This is a genomic window from Kitasatospora sp. CMC57 (genome assembly GCF_045866025.2).
In the GTDB taxonomy this organism is placed as follows: Bacteria; Actinomycetota; Actinomycetes; order Streptomycetales; family Streptomycetaceae; genus Kitasatospora.
Window position 1 is genome coordinate 3,743,283 of record NZ_AP035881.2, and the last position, 20,250, is coordinate 3,763,532.

Sequence of the window (20,250 nt, forward strand, 5' to 3'; positions counted from 1 at the left end):
TGGGTGGCCTAGGAGCTGACGTCCGGTCAGCGGCAACACGAAGAGGCCCGGAGCCTGATGGCTCCGGGCCTCTTGCGAACTGCGATCCTGACGGGACTTGAACCCGCGACCTCCACCTTGACAGGGTGGCGAGCTAACCAACTGCTCCACAGGACCAGAGTGTTACTGCGATCTGCCTCGTTCGTCTGCTTCTCGCTCGCGAACAAGACAGATCGTACTGCATTCCGGCCCCCCAGGTCGAACCGGGCCTACAGCCCGGCCGCGGCCGCCTCCATCGCCTTGAGGATGCGCTTCTCCGAGATGGGCGTCGGGGTGCCGAGGCCCTGGGCGAAGAAGCTCACCCGGAGCTCCTCGATCATCCAGCGGACCGCCCTGACCTCGGCCGACGGCTCCCGGCCGGCCGGGACCTTGGCCAGCAGCTCGCCGTAGGCGTCCTGCACCTGCTGGACCTTCCGCAGGTGCAGCAGGTCGCGCTGCGGGTGGTTGGGCAGCGCTTCGAGCCGCCGGTCGACCGCGAGCAGATAGCGCTTGAGGTCCGGCAGCCGCTGCCAGCCGGTGGAGGCGACGAAACCGGGGTGCACCAGCGAGGCCAGGTGCAGTCGGACGTCGTTGACGGCGGTCAGCAGCACCGGGCTGGAGACCCCCTTCAGCCGGTTCGACGCCTTGTGGAAGGCGATCAGCGCGGTGGCCGTCCGCAGCGTGGTGTCGGCGGACAGCTCGTACAGGTCGGCCCGCACCTTGTCGTACAGCTTGGTGAAGGACGGCTCGTCCCAGGCCGGCCCGCCGTGCAGCGCCATCAGCCGGTCGGTGGCGGCCGCCACGATGTCCTCGAACAGCGCGGGGATGGACCCGTGCGGGCTGTACGACAGTGCCAGCTTGGCCTGGTTGCCGAGCCGCTGCTGGATGGACTTGGCGGGGGAGTTGATGCTCAGCATCAGCAGCCGCCGGGTGCCCGCCCACATCTCCTGCTGCTGGGCCTCCGGGGTGTCGAAGAGCCGGATCGCGACCGAGTCGCCCTCGTCCACCAGGGCCGGGTAGGCCCGCAGCGAGTGGCCGCGCGAGCGCTGCTCAAAGGTGCGCTGGAGCACCGGCAGGTCGGCCGGCCAGGCGGTCAGGCCGGTCCGCTCGATGCCCTGGCCGGAGGCGGCCGAGGAGAGGGTCTCCTTGAGCTTCGGCTTGAGCCGCAGCCGCAGCTCCTCCAGGTCCTTGGACTCCGCCAGCTTCTTCTTGCCGTCCACCACCCGGAAGGTGATCCGCAGGTGGTCGGGGACGCGCTCGTCGTCCCAGGCCTCCGGCGGGATGGTGATCGCCGACATCCGCTTGAGGATGTGTTCCAGCGTGGGCAGCAGGGGCTCCTGACGGTCCTTCACCTGCCGCAGTGCGGCAGCGGCGAAGTCCGGGGCGGGCACGAAGTTGCGCCGGATCGCCTTGGGCAGGGCCCGGATGTACGCGGTCACCAGCTCCGTCCGCAGGCCGGGAATCTGCCAGTCGAAGCCCTCGGCGGTGACCTGGTTGAGGACCGGGAGCGGGATGTGCACGGTGACGCCGTCCGCGTCGCTGCCGGGCTCGAACTGGTAGGTCAGCTTGAAACGAAGCTTCCCCTGCTGCCAGTAGTCCGGGTAGTCCGCCTCGGTGACGCCGTCCGCCGAGTCGTTGATCAGCATCGACTTCTCGAAGTTCAGCAGGTCCGGCTGGTCGTGCCGTGCCTTCTTCCACCAGGCGTCGAAGTGCCGGGTGGAGACGATGTCCTCGGGCAGCCGGGCGTCGTAGAAGTCGAACAGGGTCTGGTCGTCCACCAGGATGTCCCGGCGGCGGGCCCGGTTCTCCAACTCCGCCACCTCGCTGAGGAGTTGGCGGTTCTCGCCCCAGAAGCGGTGGTGGGTCTCCCAGTCGCCCTCGACCAGCGCGTTGCGGATGAACAGCTCGCGGCAGAGCTCCTGGTCGATCTTCCCGTAGTTGATCTTCCGCTGGGCGACGATCGGCATCCCGTACAGGGTGACCTTCTCGTACGCCAGCACCGCGCCGGCCTTCTTCTCCCAGTGCGGCTCGCTGTAGCTCTTCTTGATCAGGTGACCGGCCAGCGGCTCGACCCACTCGGGCTCGATCTTGGCGTTGATCCGGGCCCACAGCCGGGAGGTCTCCACCAGCTCGGCCGACATCACCCAGCGCGGCGGCTTCTTGAACAGCCCCGAGCCGGGGAAGATCGCGAACCGCGCGCCCCGGGCACCGGCGTACTCGCGCTTCTCCACGTCGAACAGGCCGAGGTGGGAGAGCAGACCGGCCAGCAGCGCCTGGTGGATCCGGTCGGCGTCCGGCTCGGCGTCCTCGTGCGGCTCCTCGATCGTGACGCCCAACTGCTTCGCGACGGTGCGCAGCTGGGTGTAGATGTCCTGCCACTCCCGTATCCGCAGGTAGTTCAGGAACTCGGTCTTGCACATCCGGCGGAAGGCCGAGGAGGAGAGCTCCCGCTGCTGCTCCTTGACGTACCGCCACATCGCCAGGAAAGCCAGGAAGTCGGAGGTCTCCGAGTTGAACCTGCGGTGCCGTTCGTCGGCCGCCTGGCGCTTCTCGGCCGGGCGCTCGCGCGGGTCCTGGATGGAGAGCGCGGCGGCGATCACCATCACGTCCCTGACCACGCCGAGCCGGTCGGCCTCGATCACCATCCGGGCCATCCGGGGGTCGACCGGGAGCTGGGCCAGCTTGCGGCCGAGCGGGGTGAGCCGCTTGCGGTGGTCCTTCTCGGCCGGATCGAGTGCACCCAGCTCGTGCAGCAGGTTGACGCCGTCCTTGATGTTCCGCGAGTCCGGCGGGTCGAGGAACGGGAAGGCGGCGATGTCGCCGAGCCCGGCCGCGGTCATCTGGAGGATCACCGAGGCGAGGTTGGTGCGCAGGATCTCCGCGTCGGTGAACTCGGGGCGGGAGAGGAAGTCCTCCTCCGAGTACAGCCGGATGCAGATGCCGTCGGACGTCCGGCCGCAGCGGCCCTTGCGCTGGTTGGCGCTGGCCTGGCTGACCGCCTCGATCGGCAGCCGCTGCACCTTGGTGCGGTGGCTGTAGCGGGAGATCCTGGCGGTGCCCGGGTCGATCACGTACTTGATGCCGGGGACGGTCAGCGAGGTCTCGGCCACGTTGGTGGCCAGCACGATCCGCCGGCTGTTGGAGCGCTGGAAGACCCGGTGCTGCTCGGCCGAGGAGAGCCGGGCGTACAGCGGCAGCACCTCGGTGAACTTCAGGTTGAGCTTGTTGAGCGCGTCCGCGGTGTCGCGGATCTCCCGCTCGCCGGAGAGGAAGACCAGGATGTCGCCCGGCCCCTCGGCCTGGAGCTCCTGGGCCGCCTCGCAGATCGCCTGCACCTGGTCTCGGTCGCGGTCCAGGTCGGAGTCGTCCTCGCCCTCCTCCAGGATCGGGCGGTAGCGAACCTCGACCGGATAGGTGCGTCCCGAGACCTCGATGATCGGTGCGTCACCGAAGTGGTTGGCGAACCGCTCCGGGTCGATGGTCGCCGAGGTGATGATGACCTTGAGGTCCGGCCGGCGCGGCAGCAGCTGCTTGACGTAGCCCAGGATGAAGTCGATGTTGAGGCTACGCTCGTGCGCCTCGTCGATGATCAGGGTGTCGTACTGGCGGAGCTCCCGGTCGGTCTGGATCTCGGCCAGCAGGATGCCGTCCGTCATCAGCTTCACCAGGGTGTCCGGGCCGACCTGGTCGGTGAACCGGACCTTCCAGCCGACCGCCTCGCCGAGCGGCGTGCGCAGCTCCTCGGCCACCCGCTCTGCCACCGTACGGGCCGCGATCCGGCGCGGCTGGGTGTGGGCGATCAGACCCTTCACGCCCCGGCCCAGCTCCAGACAGATCTTCGGGATCTGGGTGGTCTTGCCGGAGCCGGTCTCACCCGCGACGATCACCACCTGGTGGTCCCGGATCGCCGCCAGGATGTCGTCCTTCTTCTGGCTGACCGGCAGCTCGGCCGGGTACGTGATCTCCGGCACCGCGTTCCGGCGCTGTTCGACCCGGAGCTCGGCGCGGTCGATCTCCACCGCCAGCTCGGCCGCGATCTTGTCGCGGGCCTCCGGCTGGCGGACCCGGCGCGCCCCGTCCAGCCGACGGCCGATCCGCTGCTGGTCACGCAGTGTCAGCTCGGGCAGCCGAGCGGCCAGCTCCCCGACGGTGGGTACCACGGTGGGCTGGGCTTGGGGAGAACTCACTGCGGACATCCCTCTAGGTTCGCAAGGAGGGGCGGGCGCGCGCACCTCGGTTTTCGAGCACCCCCAGTGTCACAGACCGCCCGACGGACCCCGCCGTAGGCTGCACGCCGGCGGCCGGGGGACCGGACGTGCGAGGACCGGACCGGCGGCGGGGAGGCCCGCCTCGGAAGCGCGTGCCGTACGTCGGGCGGAGTCCGACCAGCGGGCGGCCTCCCCGGACCTTCGGTGTTCGGATAGCCTTTTGACGGATTGTCATCTTGCAGGTACGAGGTTCCGGGGGAGCCACTTTGAACTTCATCAGCGAAGCGTGGGACGACGCCAAGGACCTGGTCGGAGCAGGTGCCAGGGTGGTCAAGGACATCGTCATGGCACCCGCCGAGATCGCCCGCTGGGCCCTTGGTGAGATGTTCGGCGGCGGCGAGGACGAGATCCGCCAGATCGCCAAGGAGCTCGCCGAGCTCGGCAAGGAGTTCGACAAGCTCAGCACGGACGTCAACTCCGCGCTCGGCAAGCTCACCTGGCACGGCCCCGCCGCCGACGCGTTCACCAGCCACGCGCAGGGCCGGGTCCGGGAGATGGCCGGGGTCGCGGACGAACTGGAGGGGCTGAGCAAGGCGGTCGAACGCCTGGCCAGCTTCTGATCCTTCCCGGCGGAAGATCATCACGAGCACAAGGGGGAACGGGGAACCATGGCCGGTGAACAGTTCGGCGTCGAGCTGCAGGAACTCGGCAGGATCCAGCAGGACTGGCAGCAGGCCAGTCAGCGGATGGCCGAGATGCAGAAGAGGCTCGGCAAGATCCAGGAGACGCTGGCGAAGGCGGTCGCGGTCGACCTGGCCGCCAGCCCGCTGGCCGGCATCGTCGGCTTCGGGGTCGCCTTCGACGTGCTCCGGGACGCCAAGGACGTGGAGTCCAGGGCCCGGCACCTGATGGAGACCAAGGCGAAGCTGGCCCAGGCGATCTCCGAGGACAGCGCGAAGATCAAGTCGGTGATCAAGGAGTACACCGAGGCCGATCGCAAGATCCAGGAGGACATGAAGGAGAAGGAGAAGTCCCGCCCGAAGGATGACGGCGGCTCCACCCGGATCAACAGCAAGGACAAGCCCGGGGGTGGGGGCGGCGGCGGGGGCGGCGGCCACACCAAGCACCCGGGCGGCGGCGGTGACGGCGGTGGTGGAGGCGGTGGTGGCGGTGGTGGCGACCACAGCAAGTACGGCGACCACAGCACGAACGACCGCGGCGTGAAGTACATCAACGGCGACAGCTGGGAGGACTGGAACGCGGGCGATCCCACCAGCAGGCGCCCCCACCCCAGGAACGGCCAGGGCAAGGGCGCGCTGGTCCGGCCGAAGCTGGACGGGCTGCCGGAGGAGCGCAAGGACATCCTCGAGCGCGCGATGAAGCGGGTCGACATGAAGCTCGGCTACAGCCAGGGCGCGATCACGGCCGGCTACCGGGTGGACTGCTCGGGCTTCGTCACGGCAGCCTGGGGCATCCCGCCGAACTCCGTGGGCGGCCTGAACACCGGCGGGCTGATGAGCCCGAGCGTCTCGGAGAAGATCAGCAAGAGCGAGCTCCAGCCGGGCGACGCCCTGATCAACAGCGGGCACACCATCCTGTTCGGCGGATGGGCCAACGCGGAGCACACCAAGTACATCGCCATCGAGAACGCCAGCCAGGCCGGGACGGTCTCCCGGGTGGCCACGATGGACAACCAGTACGGCTTCTACCGCCGCAAGGATCTCTGAGCCGTCGGTGGGGTCACCGCCCGGAGGCGGTGACCCCACCGACGTCGGGGACCGGAGTCAGAGCAGGAAGAGCTTGGCGAACGGTGCCGTGATGCGCACCTGCCGGGAGCCGAAGTCGACGAGCACCGCGAGCTCGCCCTCGACGGCGATGGCCCTGCCCAGGCCGTACTCGTCGTGAGAGACCCGATCGCCGACCGCGAACCGCTTGATCTGCGGCGCGGGCGCGGGGCGGAAGGGGCTGGTGGGGAGATGGCGCCGTGGCGCTGAATTCGTCATCCTTGCCAGTATGCGCCCAAATCCGGGTGGAGGGACCTGCCGCCGGGTAACGGATTTTCGGATTTTCTGGATCATGGACTTCCCCGTGCCGCAGCAGGCCGGGCGCCGGTGACCCGGGGCGGCCCCGGCAGGCTCGGCGTGTCGGATCCCCCCGCACTGGCGCGAACCCTGCTACAGTCGTGGTAGTTGCAGTTGTGGTTCCCATGAACTTGTGTGCGCCTGCTGGTTACTACCGCAGGCGCGTTTTCTGTTTCCCGGCTCTTTACTCCGGGCGGGTCCATCACGGCGACGCGAAGCTTGCGAAATGTGAGCTTTGGACAGTCCCCTGAAGGAGTTTTAAATGGCTAATGGCACCGTGAAGTGGTTCAACTCGGAAAAGGGCTTCGGCTTCATCGAGCAGGAGGGTGGCGGTCCTGACGTGTTCGCCCACTACTCGAACATCAACGCCAACGGCTTCCGTGAGCTGCTCGAGGGCCAGAAGGTCGAGTTCGACGTCACCCAGGGCCAGAAGGGCCCGCAGGCGGAGAACATTCGCCCGCTCTAAGTAGGACCTATGCCCGTACGGCCGCTCCGGCGGCCGGGGGCAGCATGTCGCGGCCCCCGAGTGCTTCACTCGGGGGCCGCGCTGTTTTCCGGTCCTTGTTCTTCTGACCGTGCCGATGAAGCCGGGGCCGGGGAACGGAAAATCCCCTGGTGAGTGACCTCACCAGGGGATTTTCAGCAAGTGGCCAGGGCCGGGGTCGAACCGGCGACCTTCCGCTTTTCAGGCGGACGCTCGTACCAACTGAGCTACCTGGCCGTACTGCACCGCCTCTTGCGAGACGAGCGATCCTGACGGGACTTGAACCCGCGACCTCCACCTTGACAGGGTGGCGAGCTAACCAACTGCTCCACAGGACCTCGTGCGGAGCGCATCCGCCTCGGAGTCTTTCGACGCCGACTTCACTACTGTACTGCCGTGCCCCCAACGGGATTCGAACCCGTGCTACCGCCTTGAAAGGGCGACGTCCTGGGCCACTAGACGATGAGGGCTTGCGGCCCGCCCGGCTGACTTCCAGCGGTCGGGGACGTGAGAAGCATATGGGATGCCGGGCGGGAACGCCAAAACGGTTTCGGCCGCCCGGATCCGGGGCCGGCTCAGGACCAGCCGAGTTCGTGCAGCTCGTGGTCGTCGAAGCCGAAGTGGTGGGCCACCTCGTGGATCACCGTGGTCCGGACCTCCGCGACCATCTCGTCCTGGGTCTCGCAGAAGCGGATGGTCGGGCCCATGTAGATGATGATCCGGTCGGGCAGCACGCCGGCGTACCACTCGCCGCGCTCGGTCAGCGGCGTGCCCTCGTACAGACCGAGCAGGTCGGGGGTGGCAGGGTCCGGCTCGTCCTCCACGAAGATGGCGACGTTGTCCATCATGGCCGCCAGCTGCGGCGGGATCTGGTCCAGGGCATCGGAGACCAGCGTTTCGAACTCGTCCCGTGTCATGTTCACCGACTCATTGTCCGGCGCGGGGTGACGCCGTGCCAGATGATCGGCGCCCCGAATACCGGTGATTCACTGGACCGGTGCTGATCGATCGGGTGAATCTGCGGGGCGAGGGGCCGGTGCTGGCGGCGGTCGCCCTGGGTGGGGTGGTGGGCGCCTGCGCGCGCTACGGGGTCGGGCTGCTCCGGCCGACGGGGCCGCTGGCCATCCCGTGGGGCACGCTGCTGGTGAACGTGACCGGCTGTGCGGCCATGGGGGTGCTGATGGTGTTGGTCACCGAGGTGCTGACGCCCCATCGGCTGGTCCGGCCGTTCCTCGGGACGGGGGTGCTGGGCGGGTTCACCACCTTCTCGACGTACGCCGTCGACGTGCACCGGCTGGTGGCGGGCGGTGAGCCGGTCCGGGGGGTGGCGTACCTCGGCGGGACGCTGGTCAGCGCGCTCGCGGCGGTCTGGGCCGGGAGCGCGGTCACCCGGTGGCTGGCGGTGCGCCGGTGAACTGGCTGCTGGTGGCAGTCGGCGCTGCGGTCGGGGCTCCGCTGCGGTACCTGACGGACCTGGCGCTGCGGGCCAGGTACGGCGCCGGGTTCCCCTGGGGCACCTTGGCGGTCAACGTGTCCGGGTCGCTGCTGCTCGGCGTGGTGGCCGGGGTCTGCTCGGTGCGCGGACAGCTGCTGCTCGGCACCGGCCTGTGCGGGGCCCTGACCACGTACTCGACCTTCTCGTACGACCTGCTGCGGCTGGCCGAGGGCGGTCTGCGGGGGCGGGCGGCGGGCTATCTGCTGGGCACGCTGGTGGCCGGGCTCGGCGCGGCCTGGGCGGGAGTCGGGCTGGCGGGGGTGTTCTGACCGGACGTCAGTCCGGTTGCGGCTCCCGGCTCGCGGTTGCGGCTCGCGAGTGCGGGGCCGTGTCCTGGCGGGCCGGTGTCGCGTTGGTCACCACAGGCGGCCGGGCGCGGCTGGTGAGCAGGGGAGGTGCCCAGGTGGCGGCGGTACGGATGCGGACGGGGCGGCGGGGCGGGCAGCGGGTGGCGGGGGTGCTGGTGCTGGCCCTGGCGGGAGCCGGGCTGACCGGCTGCATGTCGGTCGGCGGCGGGTCCGCGGACACCCTGCCGAGCAATCCCCCGGCCGGGCGGAGCGGCTCACCGGGCAAAATCGGGAGCGGCAGCGGGGCGCACGTGCCAGGGCGGGGCAGCAGCGGGCAGCGGATTGAGCACGTGGGGGGCGTGAGCCCGTCGGCGGGCGCCGGGGTGACCGATCCCACACCGGGCGCGGTCGCACCGGGGATGACCCCGTCGGCCGGGGCACCCGCCCAGCCGGGCCGGAGCGGGCCTCCGACCAGCGCCCCCAGCGGTTCGGCCAGCGGGCCCCATTCGGGTTCCGGCGGTACGGAGCCCGGGCCTAGCGGCCACCCGCAGCCCTCGCCCAGCGAGGCGTCGAGCCCGGCCCCGACCCCGCCTTCCCCGAGCTCTCCGGTACCCTCGGGTACTGACCCCGGATCTGCGGCGCCGAGCCCCAGTTCCGCCGGGTAACGACGGTCTGACCAGCAGGTTTGCCTTAGATCCAGAGGCTGCCGTATGGTGGTAGATCGTTACTTTGATTCATTTGATTGGCGCCCTGAAATCCCCCTGGCGCCCTTGGCGCGTTCCGGCGATTCGGTGGCTGACCGCATAGAGGCGGTTTGTAAACAGAACCCCGGACTTTGGCGCGTGCCACTTCCGGAAGGTTTTGCATGTCCCTCGTTGACAACGACCGCTTCGCCATGCCCGCGAACGGTTCGGACACCCTCGACACCCTGGTCGAGACCCCCGAGGTCGAGATCCTCGACGACTCCCTCCTCGACGACTCGGCCGAGCTGGTCGAGGACACCGAAGAGGCCGCTGAGCCCACCGTCACCTTCGGCGACCTCGGTCTGCACGACGACGTGGTGCGGGCCCTGAACAAGCGCGGCGTCACCACGCCGTTCCCGATCCAGGCCGCGACCATCCCGGACGCGCTGGCCGGCAAGGACGTCCTCGGCCGTGGCCGTACGGGCTCCGGCAAGACCCTGAGCTTCGGCCTCCCGATGCTGACCCGGATCGCCGGCGCCGAGGGCCGCACCAAGCCCAAGCACCCGCGCGGCCTGATCCTGGTCCCGACCCGCGAGCTGGCCATGCAGGTCGCCGACGCGCTGGAGCCGTTCGGCTCGGTGCTCGGCCTCAAGCTCAAGGTCGTCTGCGGTGGCACCTCGATGTCCAACCAGATCTACGCGCTGGAGCGCGGTGTCGACGTCCTGGTCGCCACCCCCGGCCGCCTGCGTGACCTGATCAACCGCAACACCGCCAAGCTCGACGAGGTCATGGTCACCGTCCTGGACGAGGCCGACCAGATGGCCGACATGGGCTTCCTGCCCGAGGTCACCGAGATTCTCGACAAGGTCCCGAGCGGCGGCCAGAGCCTGCTGTTCTCGGCCACCCTCGAGAACGAGATCGACAGCCTGGTCAAGCGCTACCTGAAGAACCCGGTCACCCACGAGGTCGACGCGGCCCAGGGTGCGGTCACCACCATGAGCCACCACATCCTCGTGGTGAAGCCCAAGGACAAGGCCCCGATCACCAACGCGATCGCCGCCCGTAAGGGCCGCACGATCATCTTCGTCCGTACCCAGATGGGTGCCGACCGGGTGGCCGAGCAGCTGATCGAGGCCGGCGTGAAGGCCGACGCGCTGCACGGCGGGATGACCCAGGGCGCCCGTACCCGGGTGCTCGGCGACTTCAAGGACGGCTACCTCAACGTGGTCGTCGCCACCGACGTCGCCGCTCGTGGCATCCACGTGGACGACATCGACCTGGTGCTGAACGTCGACCCGGCCGGTGACCACAAGGACTACCTGCACCGCTCCGGCCGGACCGCTCGCGCGGGCCGCTCCGGTGCCGTCGTCACCCTGGTGCTGCCGCACCAGCGCCGCGGCGTCTTCCGCCTGATGGAGGACGCGGGCGTGGACGCCTCGCGTCACATCCTCGACCACGCCTTCGACCCCGAGGTGGCCCGGATCACCGGCGCCCGCTCGCTGATCGAGGTGCAGGCCGAGTCGGCCGCCGGGATCGCCGGTGCCGCCGAGCGTGAGGTCGCCGACATGGCGCGCCAGCTGGAGCGCGCGCAGCGTCGCGCCAACGAGCTGCGCGAGGAGGCCGACCGCCTGGCCGCCCGGGCCGCTCGCGAGCGGGCCGAGCTGGGCATCGAGGACGAGCCGGTTATCGAGACCGCCGCCGCTTCGGCCGCTGCGGACGGCGAGGCGTCGGAGACCGTCGAGACCGTGGCCGCGCCGGCCGCCGTCGAGACCGAGCGCACCCCCGCCTACCGCGAGGCGCGCAACGAGCGCCCGTCGTACGGTGACCGCGAGCAGCGTGGCGGTTTCAACCGGGACCGTGACCGCGATGACCGTGGTGGCCGTTCGGGTGGTTTCAACCGCGATGACCGCGCGCCGCGTTCCGGTGGTTTCAACCGTGACGACCGTGCCCCGCGTACCGGCGGCTTCAACCGCGACGACCGTTCGGGTGGCTTCAACCGCGATGACCGTGGTGGCCGTTCGGGTGGCTTCAACCGCGATGACCGCGCGCCGCGTTCCGGTGGTTTCAACCGCGATGACCGCGCGCCGCGTACCGGTGGCTTCAACCGCGACGACCGTTCGGGTGGCTTCAACCGCGATGACCGTGGTGGCCGTTCGGGTGGCTTCAACCGCGATGACCGCGCGCCGCGTTCCGGTGGTTTCAACCGCGACGACCGCGCGCCGCGTACCGGCGGCTTCAACCGCGACGACCGTGCCCCGCGTACCGGCGGCTTCAACCGCGACGACCGTTCCGGTGGCTCCTTCGGTGGCGACCGTCCGGCGCGTTCCTTCGGTGACCGTCCGTCCTTCGGTGACCGCGACAACCGTGGTGGCGGCAGCCGTCCGTTCGCCCGCCGTGACGACCACCGCTCCGGCGGCCGTCCGCAGTCCGGTGGCACCGGTGGCGGTTTCAACCGCGATGACCGTGGCGGCCGTTCCTTCGGTGGCGACCGCGACTCGCGTGGCGGCAGCTTCAACGGCGGCGACCGCAACAAGCCGCGCTGGAAGAACTGACGCTCACTAGCTCCTGATTCGGGCCCGCTCCACTTCGGTGGGGCGGGCCCGTTCGGTTTATTGGCGTGCCCGGGGCGCGGGGGGTCGCTAGCGTCCTCGCCATGAGCAGCAGACTGCACGAAGTGGCCACCGTGAACGAGGAGATCGCCGCGCGGGGGAGTTACCGGGCCGGCGGGGTCGAGGTCGAGGTGGGTGGCCTGCTGGCTGCCGCCCGGGTTGGAACGGTGTCGTACGGGCCGTCAGGTTGGCCGACGGCGCCGGGCGCTGCGGGGCCGTTCGACGGGGTGCCGGAGGTGACGGCGGAGGGCAGCATGCAGGCCGCCCGGCGGCTGACCGAGGAGGGCGGCTCGCACGTAGCGGTACTCAACTTCGCCTCGGCCCGCAACCCGGGCGGTGGCTATCTGCGCGGGGCGAAGGCGCAGGAGGAGGATCTCTGCCGTAGCGCCCTGCTCTACCACTGCCTGCTGGCCGCGCCCGACTACTACGAGGCGCACCGGGCCTCCGGCGACCTCCACTACAGCCACCGGGTGATCTGGTCCCCGGCGGTGCCGGTGATCCGGGACGACCGGCGGGAGCTGCTCGCGGAGCCGTACACCGTCTCGTTCCTGACCTCACCCGCGCCCAACGCGGGGCAGCTGGCGCTCCGCTCGGAGAGCCGGCCGGTGGATGTGCGGGCGGTGTTGGCGGAGCGGGCGGGGCGGGTGCTCGGGGTCGCGGCGGCGCACGGGGTGCGGGAGTTGGTGCTCGGGGCCTGGGGCTGCGGGGTGTTCCGCAACGATCCGGCCGAGGTGGCCGCGGCCTTCGCGGTGGCGCTGGCCTCGTACGGCGCGAGCTTCGACCGGGTGGTGTTCGCGGTCTGGGACCGCACGCCGGTCTCGGCGAACCGGGCGGCCTTCGAGGCCCGCTTCGGCGGCTGACCTACCGTCGGGTTGCCACCAGTGAGGCGGGCGCCACCAGCCAGGTCACCGCGAAGACGTGTACTGCTCGGCTCGGTTGTCCATACGTTCCAACGAAACTGACGCGCGGGTGCGGCAGGTCCCACCGGGCTGGAGCACGGGCGAGCACGGCCCGCCACTGCGGTGTTCAGGCCGGGCACAAGGCCCGGTGGTCGGCGAGTAGGTGGGACTGCTTCTGTTCGTGGCGGCATTGACCGCAGAGGCCGTCGGCCGGTGCGTGTGCGCCCGCGAGCGGCCGGTCGCAGTCGGTGCACTCTGGATGCTGAGCCAAAGGGACAGCGCGGGGTGGGAGTTGCTGGGGGAGGGGTGGCAGCTTGTCCTGGAGACGGTACGTGAGCAGAGCCGCCGGGTTCCGTACGGCTGCGGGTAGCCCCTGGGTGGCGGCGGCGATCAGCTGGGCCTCGGTGGCGCCTCGGGCCAGCCAGTCCTCGACCAGGGGTGCGAGTGCGGCCCGGTCGCGGGAACCGAGGGTGAGCCGGGGGTCGGCGGTGGCGATGAGGTGCAGGGCGGCAAGCGCTTCTGGTGTGGCCGGCGAGGGCTTCCGCGGCTCCGGCCGCTGCTCGGGCTCGGAGGCGCCGCCCGGAAGGGTGGTTGGTACTTCTTCCGAAGTGCTTTCCCCGGTACGGGTGATTCCCGTGTTCCCGGGAACCGGCTTCTCGGTGGTCGGGAACACGGCTTCTCGGACCTCGGGTTCCGGGGTGTCGGGTTCCGGGGCCTCGGGCACGTACGGGGTCTCGTACACGTGGGAGGTGGAGCGCACTCGGCCGGTCCCCGGGTCTTGCACTCTGGTGACGCGGTAGTAGCCGCGCGCCGCCAGTTCGCGGAGTCCGGACTTGATCGCATCGCGCCCGGTGGGTCCGTCGGCTGCCAGCGTCCGGCAGTTGACGGTGTCTCCGTCGCGGCGGGAGAGGAGGTGGGCGAGGAGCCCTCGGGCGTTGAAGCTGAGGGTGCGGTCCTGGAGGGCGCTGTTCGACACGACGGTGAACGAGCGTCGGTGCGCGTTACGATGAATGTGCATGGGGAGGTGCTTCTCCTGGTGCCGGACCCCGGGGCGTTGGAGCGCCGCCGGGGTCAACTATGGGCTGATCATGTGTCACGGAATGTAGCGCATGCTTCGGCTGGTTCGTGCCTGCGTCACTCGTGTGAGTGGCGGCACCACACGTCTCACGGCGGATCGCCGAGCGAGTGGGCTCAGTTTCCAGTCGAAGCGTCCAGCAGGAGGTTCGCGTCGTCATAGCGCCCGGCTGCATTGAGCAATTTGACGATGCGAAGGGTGTCGTGCGGCTCCCGCTGGCCCGCGCTGTGCAGCACTGCGTCTGCAGCTGCCGCGAATCCCGCGCCCCGGACATCCGAGATCACGTCAACAACGCTGCCAGGCGGCAGAGTTGTGCCGGCCTCGAACAAGAGGAGATGTGCGTCACGGTCCTGGCCGTTCAGCAGTCGCTGGGTTACTTCCTCGAGCCCGATCCAGGCGGTGTGGTCTCCGGAGCGATGTTGCCGGTCCACCTCTGGCAGAGGGACCGGCAACACACTTCGCGGGGGCTCACAGTCGCCGGGGTACACCACATCCGTCTGCGGCAACTGTTGGTCAGCGGCCGGCTTTGAGTTCACAGCCTGGGTGCTTGCTGCCATGACGGCGCGCGCCTTCTTCGCAGCCGCCCTGTCGGCTCTGGTGGAACGACCAGCAGCCTTCTGTTCCACCACGGCCTGTGCACGTCTGAGCTGCAAGTCTTTGAGCGTGACCGGAACTTGAAGGCCACTGAGGGCGGCATGGTGTGAGACCCGGCTGTGGATAGATGCCACAAGCCCCGCAGAGGGGATCCGGCTGCCATGGCGGTGACCGCTGAGAGTGGCGCTGCTGATCGGGATCTCGCGGCAGATTTGTGCAGCGCTGACATCAACGGAGCCACACAGGTCGTCAAACAGGCGGGCAAATCGATCGCGCGCTTCGGTAGGCGCACCCGTCTGCTGCTCCGGACCTGATGCTGCCTGTGCTGCCACTCCACGCTCCCCCGTCAGGCATTGGCATGAATTCGCCCCAACTCAGTCTGCACTAGGGGGCCGACAGCAGTGAGGGGACTGGCCATTTGGGTCGGTAGCGATGTGTTCGCGCTATGTTCGCGGCTCGTCCGCGACGTGCTAGCAGTGCGCAGATTTGCTGGACATGGCGGTCCCTGAACGATTGAGATGGCACCTGTCCACATGGGTCGTCGCCTGCGTCGGCCGGATCCGCAGCTGATGCGTTGCAGCCCGTGTGGACCTCTCATGCTGCTGCGGAAGGTGAAGTGATGGAGCTGCCGTCCTGGGAGGACGCCAAGCTGGGAACGATGAAGCGTGCTGCTCTCTGGCTGGTCAGCGTGGTTGGCGAGGGCAACGTCTTCACAAAGGCGGACCTGCGGGATGCCTTCCCGGGGACGTCGCAGATCGACCGGCGCATGCGGGATCTGCGCGACCACGGCTGGCGGCTAGACACCAACCGTGAGGACGCCCGCCTCGACAGCCACGAGCAGCGCTTTGTGACGCGGGGTGCCGCCGTCTGGGAGCCGGGAATGGCCCGGGTCAAGTCGGCTCCGGCCATCTCAGCCAATCGCCGGCGCGAGGTCATCTCACGGGACGGCAACCTGTGTCGTTGCTGCGGGATCACTCCGGGCGAGGAATACCCGGACTCGTACGAAAAGGCTCAACTGGACATCGCTCGCCGGACGGTGGCGCAGCCTGGCGGTGGAACGGCGATCGAGTTGGTCACCGAGTGCAAGCGCTGCCGGGTCGGTGGTCGTGACCTTGAGGTCGACGGTGGCAAGACACTGGCTTCCCTCAGCCGTCTCGGCGTGATGGAGAAGAAGATACTGGCCTCCTGGGTGGCGGCGGACCAGCGGGACTTCGGGGCGGTGGAACTGTTGTGGGCGCAGTACCGCACCCTGCCTGAGGAGTCCCGGCTCAGGTTCCGTGCCGCCTTGGATCGTGCAACCGAGTAGCCCTGGCCGGCCGCGCCACGTCACGCCGCAGACCAGCTCCCGGCGGCCCTCGTAGCGCAGTCAACCGACTAAGGGATGGCCGACCGCGTGTTGGCCGGGAGAGCAGGCGGAGGAGAAGCAGATGAGTAAGGATTTCGGCAGGCCCCCACGGGCATCGCAGAATCAGGATCTGGTGCAGCAGCGGCTCAAAGAGGCTGATTCGGCCGCTGGTGTAAGGGAATCGCTGACAATTGAGTGGCACCAGCAGCCGCTGACCGTCCAGGTCATTCACATGCCGGTGAGAGATATCTACTACAATCCTGCAACTCACCGGATTCGCGCTCAACGCAGTCATGACCCGGCTCGTAACCGGAAGCTTGACGAAGATCCGTGGAGTGCGGAGAGTCAAGACTATCTGGACTTTCTGCTGCGGGCCAAGCCATCTAATCCGGCTGAGGACGATCCGGCCTTTGTGCCGCTCATGGAGAGCATCCGGGATTTCGGTCAAAACGACCCCGGGCTGATTACTCGCGACGGCGTACTGGTGAACGGGAACACTCGTCGGGCGGCGATGCTGAAGCTCGGCGAGCAGACCATCAGGGTGGGAGTTCTTCCAGAATCCTGCACCTGGGCCGACGTCAGCTCGGTGGAACTCTCCCTCCAGCTGCGCGAGGACCACCGGCGTGATTATTCGTACATCAACAAGCTGCTTGCAATTGAAGAGCAGGTGGCTCTGGGTGTGCCGCTGGTGAGAATCGCCAAGGAGTTCCGAACCACAGCGGCGGTCTGCGAGCAGGGTCAATGGATCCTCGGGTGCATCAGAGAGATGATCTCTCGCAGCTCATCGGCAGATGCCGAGCTCCGGCTGGTCGATTTCGAGGCGGACCAGGAAAAGCTTAGGGAGATGCACCGCAGGTACTTCAAAGAGGCGGCTACTAGCCGAGACAGTGCCGAAGTGATTAGAGAATCGCGGATGGCGGCCATCATGCTGGGCTTTTCCAAAACTGATGTCCGACTGATTGAAGAGGACTTCCAGTCCCGTTATCTGGAACATCGTCTCCCCGCCGAACTGAAGGCAGCTCAGTCTGCGCCGACCGTTGTCGCAATTCCCGGCCTGAACCGTTCGGTCCGAGGCTCTGCGCCCAAGGTGCTGAGTGCGAGGGCTTTCACGGACTCAATCCTTAAGGCGAAGGCGGTGGAATCCGCAGGCGAGAAGGTGCCGGCCGCGCAGGTTGCGGAGGCTGCCCGCCTGCTCAAGGCCGCAGGGGATGCCATGGAGGATGCCCTGGAGCCGGCGGGTAAGGATGCTCGTATCCGAAAGCGGAAGCAGGCTGCACCGGACCGTCTGATGGATGCCGCTCAGGATATTGAGCAGTGCATCACCGACCTTGTGCTGGCAAGAGGGTCCCGCAGTCTAGACGAAGAAGCCTTCGACGAAGCAGTTGTGAAGCTACGTCATACTCTTGGCAAGCTCGCGAAGGAAGCCGCCCGCAATGTTGCCGAGCCGGGGGATGGTGTCGCTTGGCTACTCGACGTTGTCCGTGGGGAGAGCTGAGTGGAAGCCCTGAGTGAACCTTCTCTGTGGATCGGTCTGGACGTCACCCGGACCAATGCGGTGCTGCGTGTAGTCCCGGGTCTAGAGGAGGAGCTTGCACGCCTGGTAGTCCGCTTCGACGGAGGCAGCACCCGGGGCCCGCAGTCCGCTGAGATTCCGCTCGACGGCTTCTTCAGCTCCCTGGAGCACTTGGGAGCATGGCCGGTCAATCATGAGGTGGAGTGGGAGGACGCTCTCGCTGAGCTGGCGAGCAGTGTCCTCGACGATAGCGAGGCAGTCGGGCGCCATCTGGCGGGAGCGGAGACAGGCGAGACCGAGGCTCTGGCTGCTGATGTGCGGCAGATGCTCGACGCAGATTGGCGCGGAGATCTGACGAGCTTCCAGCTACGCGATATCGCCAGGCTGCTCTCCCTCAGGCATGGCGCCAACTTCAGCGTGCCGGGGGCGGGGAAGACCCGCGTCGCGCTCGCGGTCTTTGCCGCACTGCGGGCGAAGGGTGAAATTCGCAGAGTGCTGGTGGTGAGTCCCAAGTCGGCTTATGAGTCCTGGGAGTTCGAGAGCTCGGAGTGCTTCCATACACCGCTCCGCACTGTTGTGATGGCCGGGGTTGCCGACCCTGGTGCCGAGGTCTTGATCGTGAACTACGAACGACTTGGCCGGTCTATGGCTGGGCTAGCCGCCTGGTTGAAGGCGGCTCCATCCATGCTCATCCTGGACGAAGCGCACCGAATGAAGCTTGGGTTGAACGGTACGTACGGTGCGGCCTGCATGACGCTTGGCCCGTTGAGCCGACGGAGGCTCATCCTCACCGGCACACCCGCTCCCAACGGAGCCCGGGATCTGGAGAATCTGCTCTCGTTTGTCTGGCCCGGACAAGGCAAGCGAGTGGTCACCGAAGCGGTGGGCGGTGGCGACCTCAGCTATGCCAGTAGTGTCCTCCGACCGCTCTACACCCGGACCACCAAGCATGAGCTCGGGCTGCCGCCGACTGTGCCGAAGATTCGCTACGTCAAGATGCCACCGCTGCACCGTGAGGTGTACGACGCGCTGGTTGGTCGTTGCTCGGTGCGGGCCGAGGCGTCGCGGGCAGCCTTCGACGTGCTTGGCAGAGCTGTTCTCAGACTGTTGATGGCGGCCACCAGCCCAGCGCTCCTTGCTCAGGGCAGCAGCCGATACGAGCCGTTGGCCTACCAGGTGCCACCGCTTGAGGTGCCGGAGGGCGATTCTCTCTACGATCTAATGCGTGACCTGCCGAGCTATGAGCTGTCTCCCAAGTACGCGGAAGCGCTGCGGATCGTCGCCGCCAATGCTGCGGTCGGCCGCAAGACGCTGGTATGGGCGAGCTTTGTGCGGAGCCTGACCACACTGGAGTCGATGTTTGCGGAGTTTCGGCCCGCCGTGGTGCATGGCGGGACTCTTGACCGTGGGGAGCAGATCCGTCGTTTCCGTGAGGACTCCGACTGCATGGTTCTGCTGTCTAACCCGGCCACGCTCGGCGAGGGCATCAGCCTGCACCAGGTCTGCCATGACGCGGTGTACATCGACCGGGACTTCCAGGCAGGGCGTTTTCTGCAGAGCCTTGACCGCATTCACCGGCTAGGCCTCGCCCCCGGTACCGAAACCCGGGTGACGGTGCTGGCGGCCGAAGGGACGGTAGACGAGATCGTTGCTGCCAGATTGGAGCAGAAGCTGGACTTCATGGGCCGGATCTTGGACGACCCTGCCGTCCAGCAGCTGGCGGACCTTCAGGAGGAGCCGTCGGTAGCGGCGGGGATGGATATGGCTGACATTCGCGCACTCCTGGGCCATCTAGACCGGAGCGCCGTGCAGTAGGGAGGGCTGGCTGCTCCTCTGACGGCTAATCGGCAGAGGGCGGCTGGCTGCACTGTCTTCGGCGATAAGAACGGCTGCGATGCTGCGGCCGAGGGCAGCGGCGACTGGTGGCGGGAAGGCATTGCCGACCTGGCGGTACCGCGCCGTCTTGGTACCGGTGATCCGCCATGCTGCCGGGAAGCCCTGTAGCAGTGCCATCTGATCGACCGTGAGCCTCACAGGTAGCTGGTCGCCCGGCCCAGGTGGCGAGTTCGCGATGCTGGAGCCCTGCACCCCAAGGCGCGCCCAGGCCTGACGGGCACGTGACGGCCCGAGGTCGGGGCCGCCGTGCCTACGGGAGCCACCACAGAGCGTTGGGGCGATCTGGTTAGCTCCGGCAGCCCAGGACTCGGCCAGCTCCCAGCCGCCTGAGGCCATGGATTCGTAGAGCACCTGGCCGACGGTCGCGAAGGCTTCGTCCGATGTCTGGGCCGTGGGCCAGGAGAAGGCAGCAAACAGCGGGGCTGGCATGGCGATGAGGACGGCCCGTGGGCGGAGCTGCGGCACCCCGAAGTCACAGGCGCGAAGTAGCCGCCACTCTGCCATGTAGCCGAGAACGCTGAGTTCAGAAATGATCTCCGTTCGGTAGGCGTCAAACCTGGCCTGTAGTAGGCCCTTGACGTTCTCGATCAGCAGGACCCGTGGACGGATCTGCGCCATGAGGCGGAGCACCTCTGGGAAGAGGTCCCGGTCATCGGCTGCGCCGAGCTGTCGGCCGGCCAGGGAGAAGGGCGGACAGGGGACGCCGCCAGCTAGGAGCCCGACCGTCGACGACATCCCGGAGATGTCGTCGGCGTTCACTGTGCGCAAGTCAGCCTGGAGGACAGTCCAGTTGGGCCGGTTTGCGCGAAGGGTTGCGCAGGCATCCGCATCGATCTCCACCAGGACGTCGTGACTGAAGCCGGCCCGCTCCAACCCAAGCGATTGGCCGCCAGCGCCAGCACAGATCTCGATGCATGACAGGGCAGGGTGGGGAATGCTGGATTGCGTCGGAGGCGGACGAAAACGGCTGATCGTGCTTGGCACGGCTGCTCCCGGTGGGCTTCTGGATGGCGCGGCACGCTCTGTGCGGCCGCTCCAGACAGCTTGCCGGTACTTGCCGCAA

17 protein-coding genes and 4 tRNA genes are annotated in these 20,250 nt (G+C 68.2%); 10 read left to right on the top strand and 11 right to left on the bottom strand.

The window, feature by feature from the left end; all coding sequences use genetic code 11:
* Nucleotides 1–82: 82 nt before the first annotated feature.
* A tRNA-Asp gene (locus tag ACKUU6_RS16580) sits at nt 83–156 on the bottom strand.
* Nucleotides 157–248: 92 nt separating this feature from the next.
* Complete coding sequence (gene hrpA, locus ACKUU6_RS16585) at nt 249–4,214, bottom strand: ATP-dependent RNA helicase HrpA (RefSeq protein ID WP_407989330.1); 3,966 nt, start codon at nt 4,212–4,214, stop codon at nt 249–251.
* 278 nt (nt 4,215–4,492) lie between these two features.
* Between hrpA and ACKUU6_RS16590 the strand changes: the two genes are divergently transcribed.
* The gene (locus ACKUU6_RS16590) at nt 4,493–4,846 is read left to right on the top strand and encodes a WXG100 family type VII secretion target (protein WP_407989331.1); all 354 of its coding nucleotides are present in this window, start codon (nt 4,493–4,495) and stop codon (nt 4,844–4,846) included.
* Between the two features lie 48 nt (nt 4,847–4,894).
* Nucleotides 4,895–5,953: a hypothetical protein gene (locus ACKUU6_RS16595; RefSeq protein WP_407989332.1), complete on the top strand. Its 1,059-nt coding sequence runs from the start codon at nt 4,895–4,897 to the stop codon at nt 5,951–5,953.
* A gap of 57 nt (nt 5,954–6,010) precedes the next feature.
* On the opposite strand, the gene ACKUU6_RS16600 is transcribed toward ACKUU6_RS16595, so the two are convergent.
* Complete coding sequence (locus ACKUU6_RS16600) at nt 6,011–6,229, bottom strand: hypothetical protein (protein WP_407989333.1); 219 nt, start codon at nt 6,227–6,229, stop codon at nt 6,011–6,013.
* A 340-nt stretch (nt 6,230–6,569) separates the two neighbouring features.
* Between ACKUU6_RS16600 and ACKUU6_RS16605 the strand changes: the two genes are divergently transcribed.
* Nucleotides 6,570–6,773 (top strand): cold-shock protein, encoded by a 204-nt coding sequence (locus ACKUU6_RS16605; RefSeq protein ID WP_045694210.1) that lies wholly within the window; start codon nt 6,570–6,572, stop codon nt 6,771–6,773.
* Nucleotides 6,774–6,954: 181 nt separating this feature from the next.
* Here ACKUU6_RS16605 and ACKUU6_RS16610 read toward each other — a convergent pair.
* The 4 genes from ACKUU6_RS16610 to ACKUU6_RS16625 all read right to left on the bottom strand — a co-directional run bounded on the left by ACKUU6_RS16610 (nt 6,955) and on the right by ACKUU6_RS16625 (nt 7,708).
* Nucleotides 6,955–7,028 (bottom strand) — tRNA-Phe (locus ACKUU6_RS16610).
* A 27-nt stretch (nt 7,029–7,055) separates the two neighbouring features.
* Nucleotides 7,056–7,129: transfer RNA gene (locus ACKUU6_RS16615), tRNA-Asp, on the bottom strand.
* Nucleotides 7,130–7,188: 59 nt separating this feature from the next.
* Nucleotides 7,189–7,261, bottom strand: a tRNA-Glu gene (locus tag ACKUU6_RS16620).
* Between the two features lie 105 nt (nt 7,262–7,366).
* Nucleotides 7,367–7,708: a metallopeptidase family protein gene (locus ACKUU6_RS16625; protein ID WP_407992146.1), complete on the bottom strand. Its 342-nt coding sequence runs from the start codon at nt 7,706–7,708 to the stop codon at nt 7,367–7,369.
* An 80-nt stretch (nt 7,709–7,788) separates the two neighbouring features.
* On the opposite strand from ACKUU6_RS16625, the gene crcB reads away from it, so the two are divergent.
* Nucleotides 7,789–8,205, top strand: a complete 417-nt coding sequence (gene crcB / locus ACKUU6_RS16630) for a fluoride efflux transporter CrcB (RefSeq protein ID WP_407989334.1) — start codon at nt 7,789–7,791, stop codon at nt 8,203–8,205.
* Complete coding sequence (locus ACKUU6_RS16635; RefSeq protein WP_407989335.1) at nt 8,202–8,555, top strand: fluoride efflux transporter FluC; 354 nt, start codon at nt 8,202–8,204, stop codon at nt 8,553–8,555. Before crcB ends, ACKUU6_RS16635 begins: the two co-directional genes overlap by 4 nt.
* Nucleotides 8,556–8,562: 7 nt before the next feature.
* Here the strand turns inward: ACKUU6_RS16635 and ACKUU6_RS16640 are convergent, their stop codons facing one another.
* Complete coding sequence (locus ACKUU6_RS16640) at nt 8,563–8,814, bottom strand: hypothetical protein (RefSeq protein WP_407989336.1); 252 nt, start codon at nt 8,812–8,814, stop codon at nt 8,563–8,565.
* Between the two features lie 624 nt (nt 8,815–9,438).
* Between ACKUU6_RS16640 and ACKUU6_RS16645 the strand changes: the two genes are divergently transcribed.
* Entirely contained in the window at nt 9,439–11,808 is a 2,370-nt protein-coding gene (locus tag ACKUU6_RS16645) for a DEAD/DEAH box helicase (RefSeq protein ID WP_407989337.1), read from the top strand.
* Between the two features lie 101 nt (nt 11,809–11,909).
* Nucleotides 11,910–12,725 carry a TIGR02452 family protein gene (locus tag ACKUU6_RS16650; RefSeq protein WP_407989338.1) on the top strand — a complete coding sequence of 272 codons (816 nt, stop codon included), beginning with the start codon at nt 11,910–11,912 and terminating at the stop codon, nt 12,723–12,725.
* A 166-nt stretch (nt 12,726–12,891) separates the two neighbouring features.
* Here ACKUU6_RS16650 and ACKUU6_RS16655 read toward each other — a convergent pair whose 3' ends face one another.
* Nucleotides 12,892–13,782, bottom strand: coding sequence for a hypothetical protein (locus ACKUU6_RS16655; protein WP_407989339.1), 891 nt, complete (start codon nt 13,780–13,782; stop codon nt 12,892–12,894).
* 173 nt (nt 13,783–13,955) lie between these two features.
* On the bottom strand, nt 13,956–14,765 hold the full coding sequence (locus ACKUU6_RS16660) for a hypothetical protein (protein WP_407989340.1): 810 nt from the start codon (nt 14,763–14,765) through the stop codon (nt 13,956–13,958).
* A 287-nt stretch (nt 14,766–15,052) separates the two neighbouring features.
* Between ACKUU6_RS16660 and ACKUU6_RS16665 the strand changes: the two genes are divergently transcribed.
* The 3 genes from ACKUU6_RS16665 (at nt 15,053) to ACKUU6_RS16675 (ending at nt 19,106) form a co-directional block, all read left to right on the top strand.
* Nucleotides 15,053–15,739: a hypothetical protein gene (locus ACKUU6_RS16665; protein ID WP_407989341.1), complete on the top strand. Its 687-nt coding sequence runs from the start codon at nt 15,053–15,055 to the stop codon at nt 15,737–15,739.
* Between the two features lie 121 nt (nt 15,740–15,860).
* Entirely contained in the window at nt 15,861–17,273 is a 1,413-nt protein-coding gene (locus tag ACKUU6_RS16670) for a transcriptional regulator (RefSeq protein WP_407989342.1), read from the top strand.
* Complete coding sequence (locus tag ACKUU6_RS16675) at nt 17,274–19,106, top strand: DEAD/DEAH box helicase (RefSeq protein ID WP_407989343.1); 1,833 nt, start codon at nt 17,274–17,276, stop codon at nt 19,104–19,106. It begins immediately after the preceding gene.
* Here the strand turns inward: ACKUU6_RS16675 and ACKUU6_RS16680 are convergent.
* Nucleotides 19,083–20,171 (bottom strand): DNA cytosine methyltransferase, encoded by a 1,089-nt coding sequence (locus ACKUU6_RS16680; RefSeq protein ID WP_407989344.1) that lies wholly within the window; start codon nt 20,169–20,171, stop codon nt 19,083–19,085. The genes ACKUU6_RS16675 and ACKUU6_RS16680 overlap by 24 nt on opposite strands.
* Between the last annotated feature and the right edge of the window lie 79 nt (nt 20,172–20,250).

Excerpts from the sequence above, each read along its gene's own strand:
- hrpA (WP_407989330.1), bottom strand. The coding sequence starts at position 4,214 with ATGTCCGCAGTGAGTTCTCCCCAAGCCCAGCCCACCGTGGTACCCACC.
- ACKUU6_RS16655 (WP_407989339.1), bottom strand. The coding sequence starts at position 13,782 with ATGCACATTCATCGTAACGCGCACCGACGCTCGTTCACCGTCGTGTCG.
- ACKUU6_RS16625 (WP_407992146.1), bottom strand. The coding sequence starts at position 7,708 with ATGACACGGGACGAGTTCGAAACGCTGGTCTCCGATGCCCTGGACCAG.
- ACKUU6_RS16595 (WP_407989332.1), top strand. The coding sequence starts at position 4,895 with ATGGCCGGTGAACAGTTCGGCGTCGAGCTGCAGGAACTCGGCAGGATC.
- ACKUU6_RS16650 (WP_407989338.1), top strand. The coding sequence starts at position 11,910 with ATGAGCAGCAGACTGCACGAAGTGGCCACCGTGAACGAGGAGATCGCC.
- ACKUU6_RS16605 (WP_045694210.1), top strand. The coding sequence starts at position 6,570 with ATGGCTAATGGCACCGTGAAGTGGTTCAACTCGGAAAAGGGCTTCGGC.
- ACKUU6_RS16670 (WP_407989342.1), top strand. The coding sequence starts at position 15,861 with ATGAGTAAGGATTTCGGCAGGCCCCCACGGGCATCGCAGAATCAGGAT.
- ACKUU6_RS16645 (WP_407989337.1), top strand. The coding sequence starts at position 9,439 with ATGTCCCTCGTTGACAACGACCGCTTCGCCATGCCCGCGAACGGTTCG.
- ACKUU6_RS16665 (WP_407989341.1), top strand. The coding sequence starts at position 15,053 with ATGGAGCTGCCGTCCTGGGAGGACGCCAAGCTGGGAACGATGAAGCGT.
- ACKUU6_RS16600 (WP_407989333.1), bottom strand. The coding sequence starts at position 6,229 with ATGACGAATTCAGCGCCACGGCGCCATCTCCCCACCAGCCCCTTCCGC.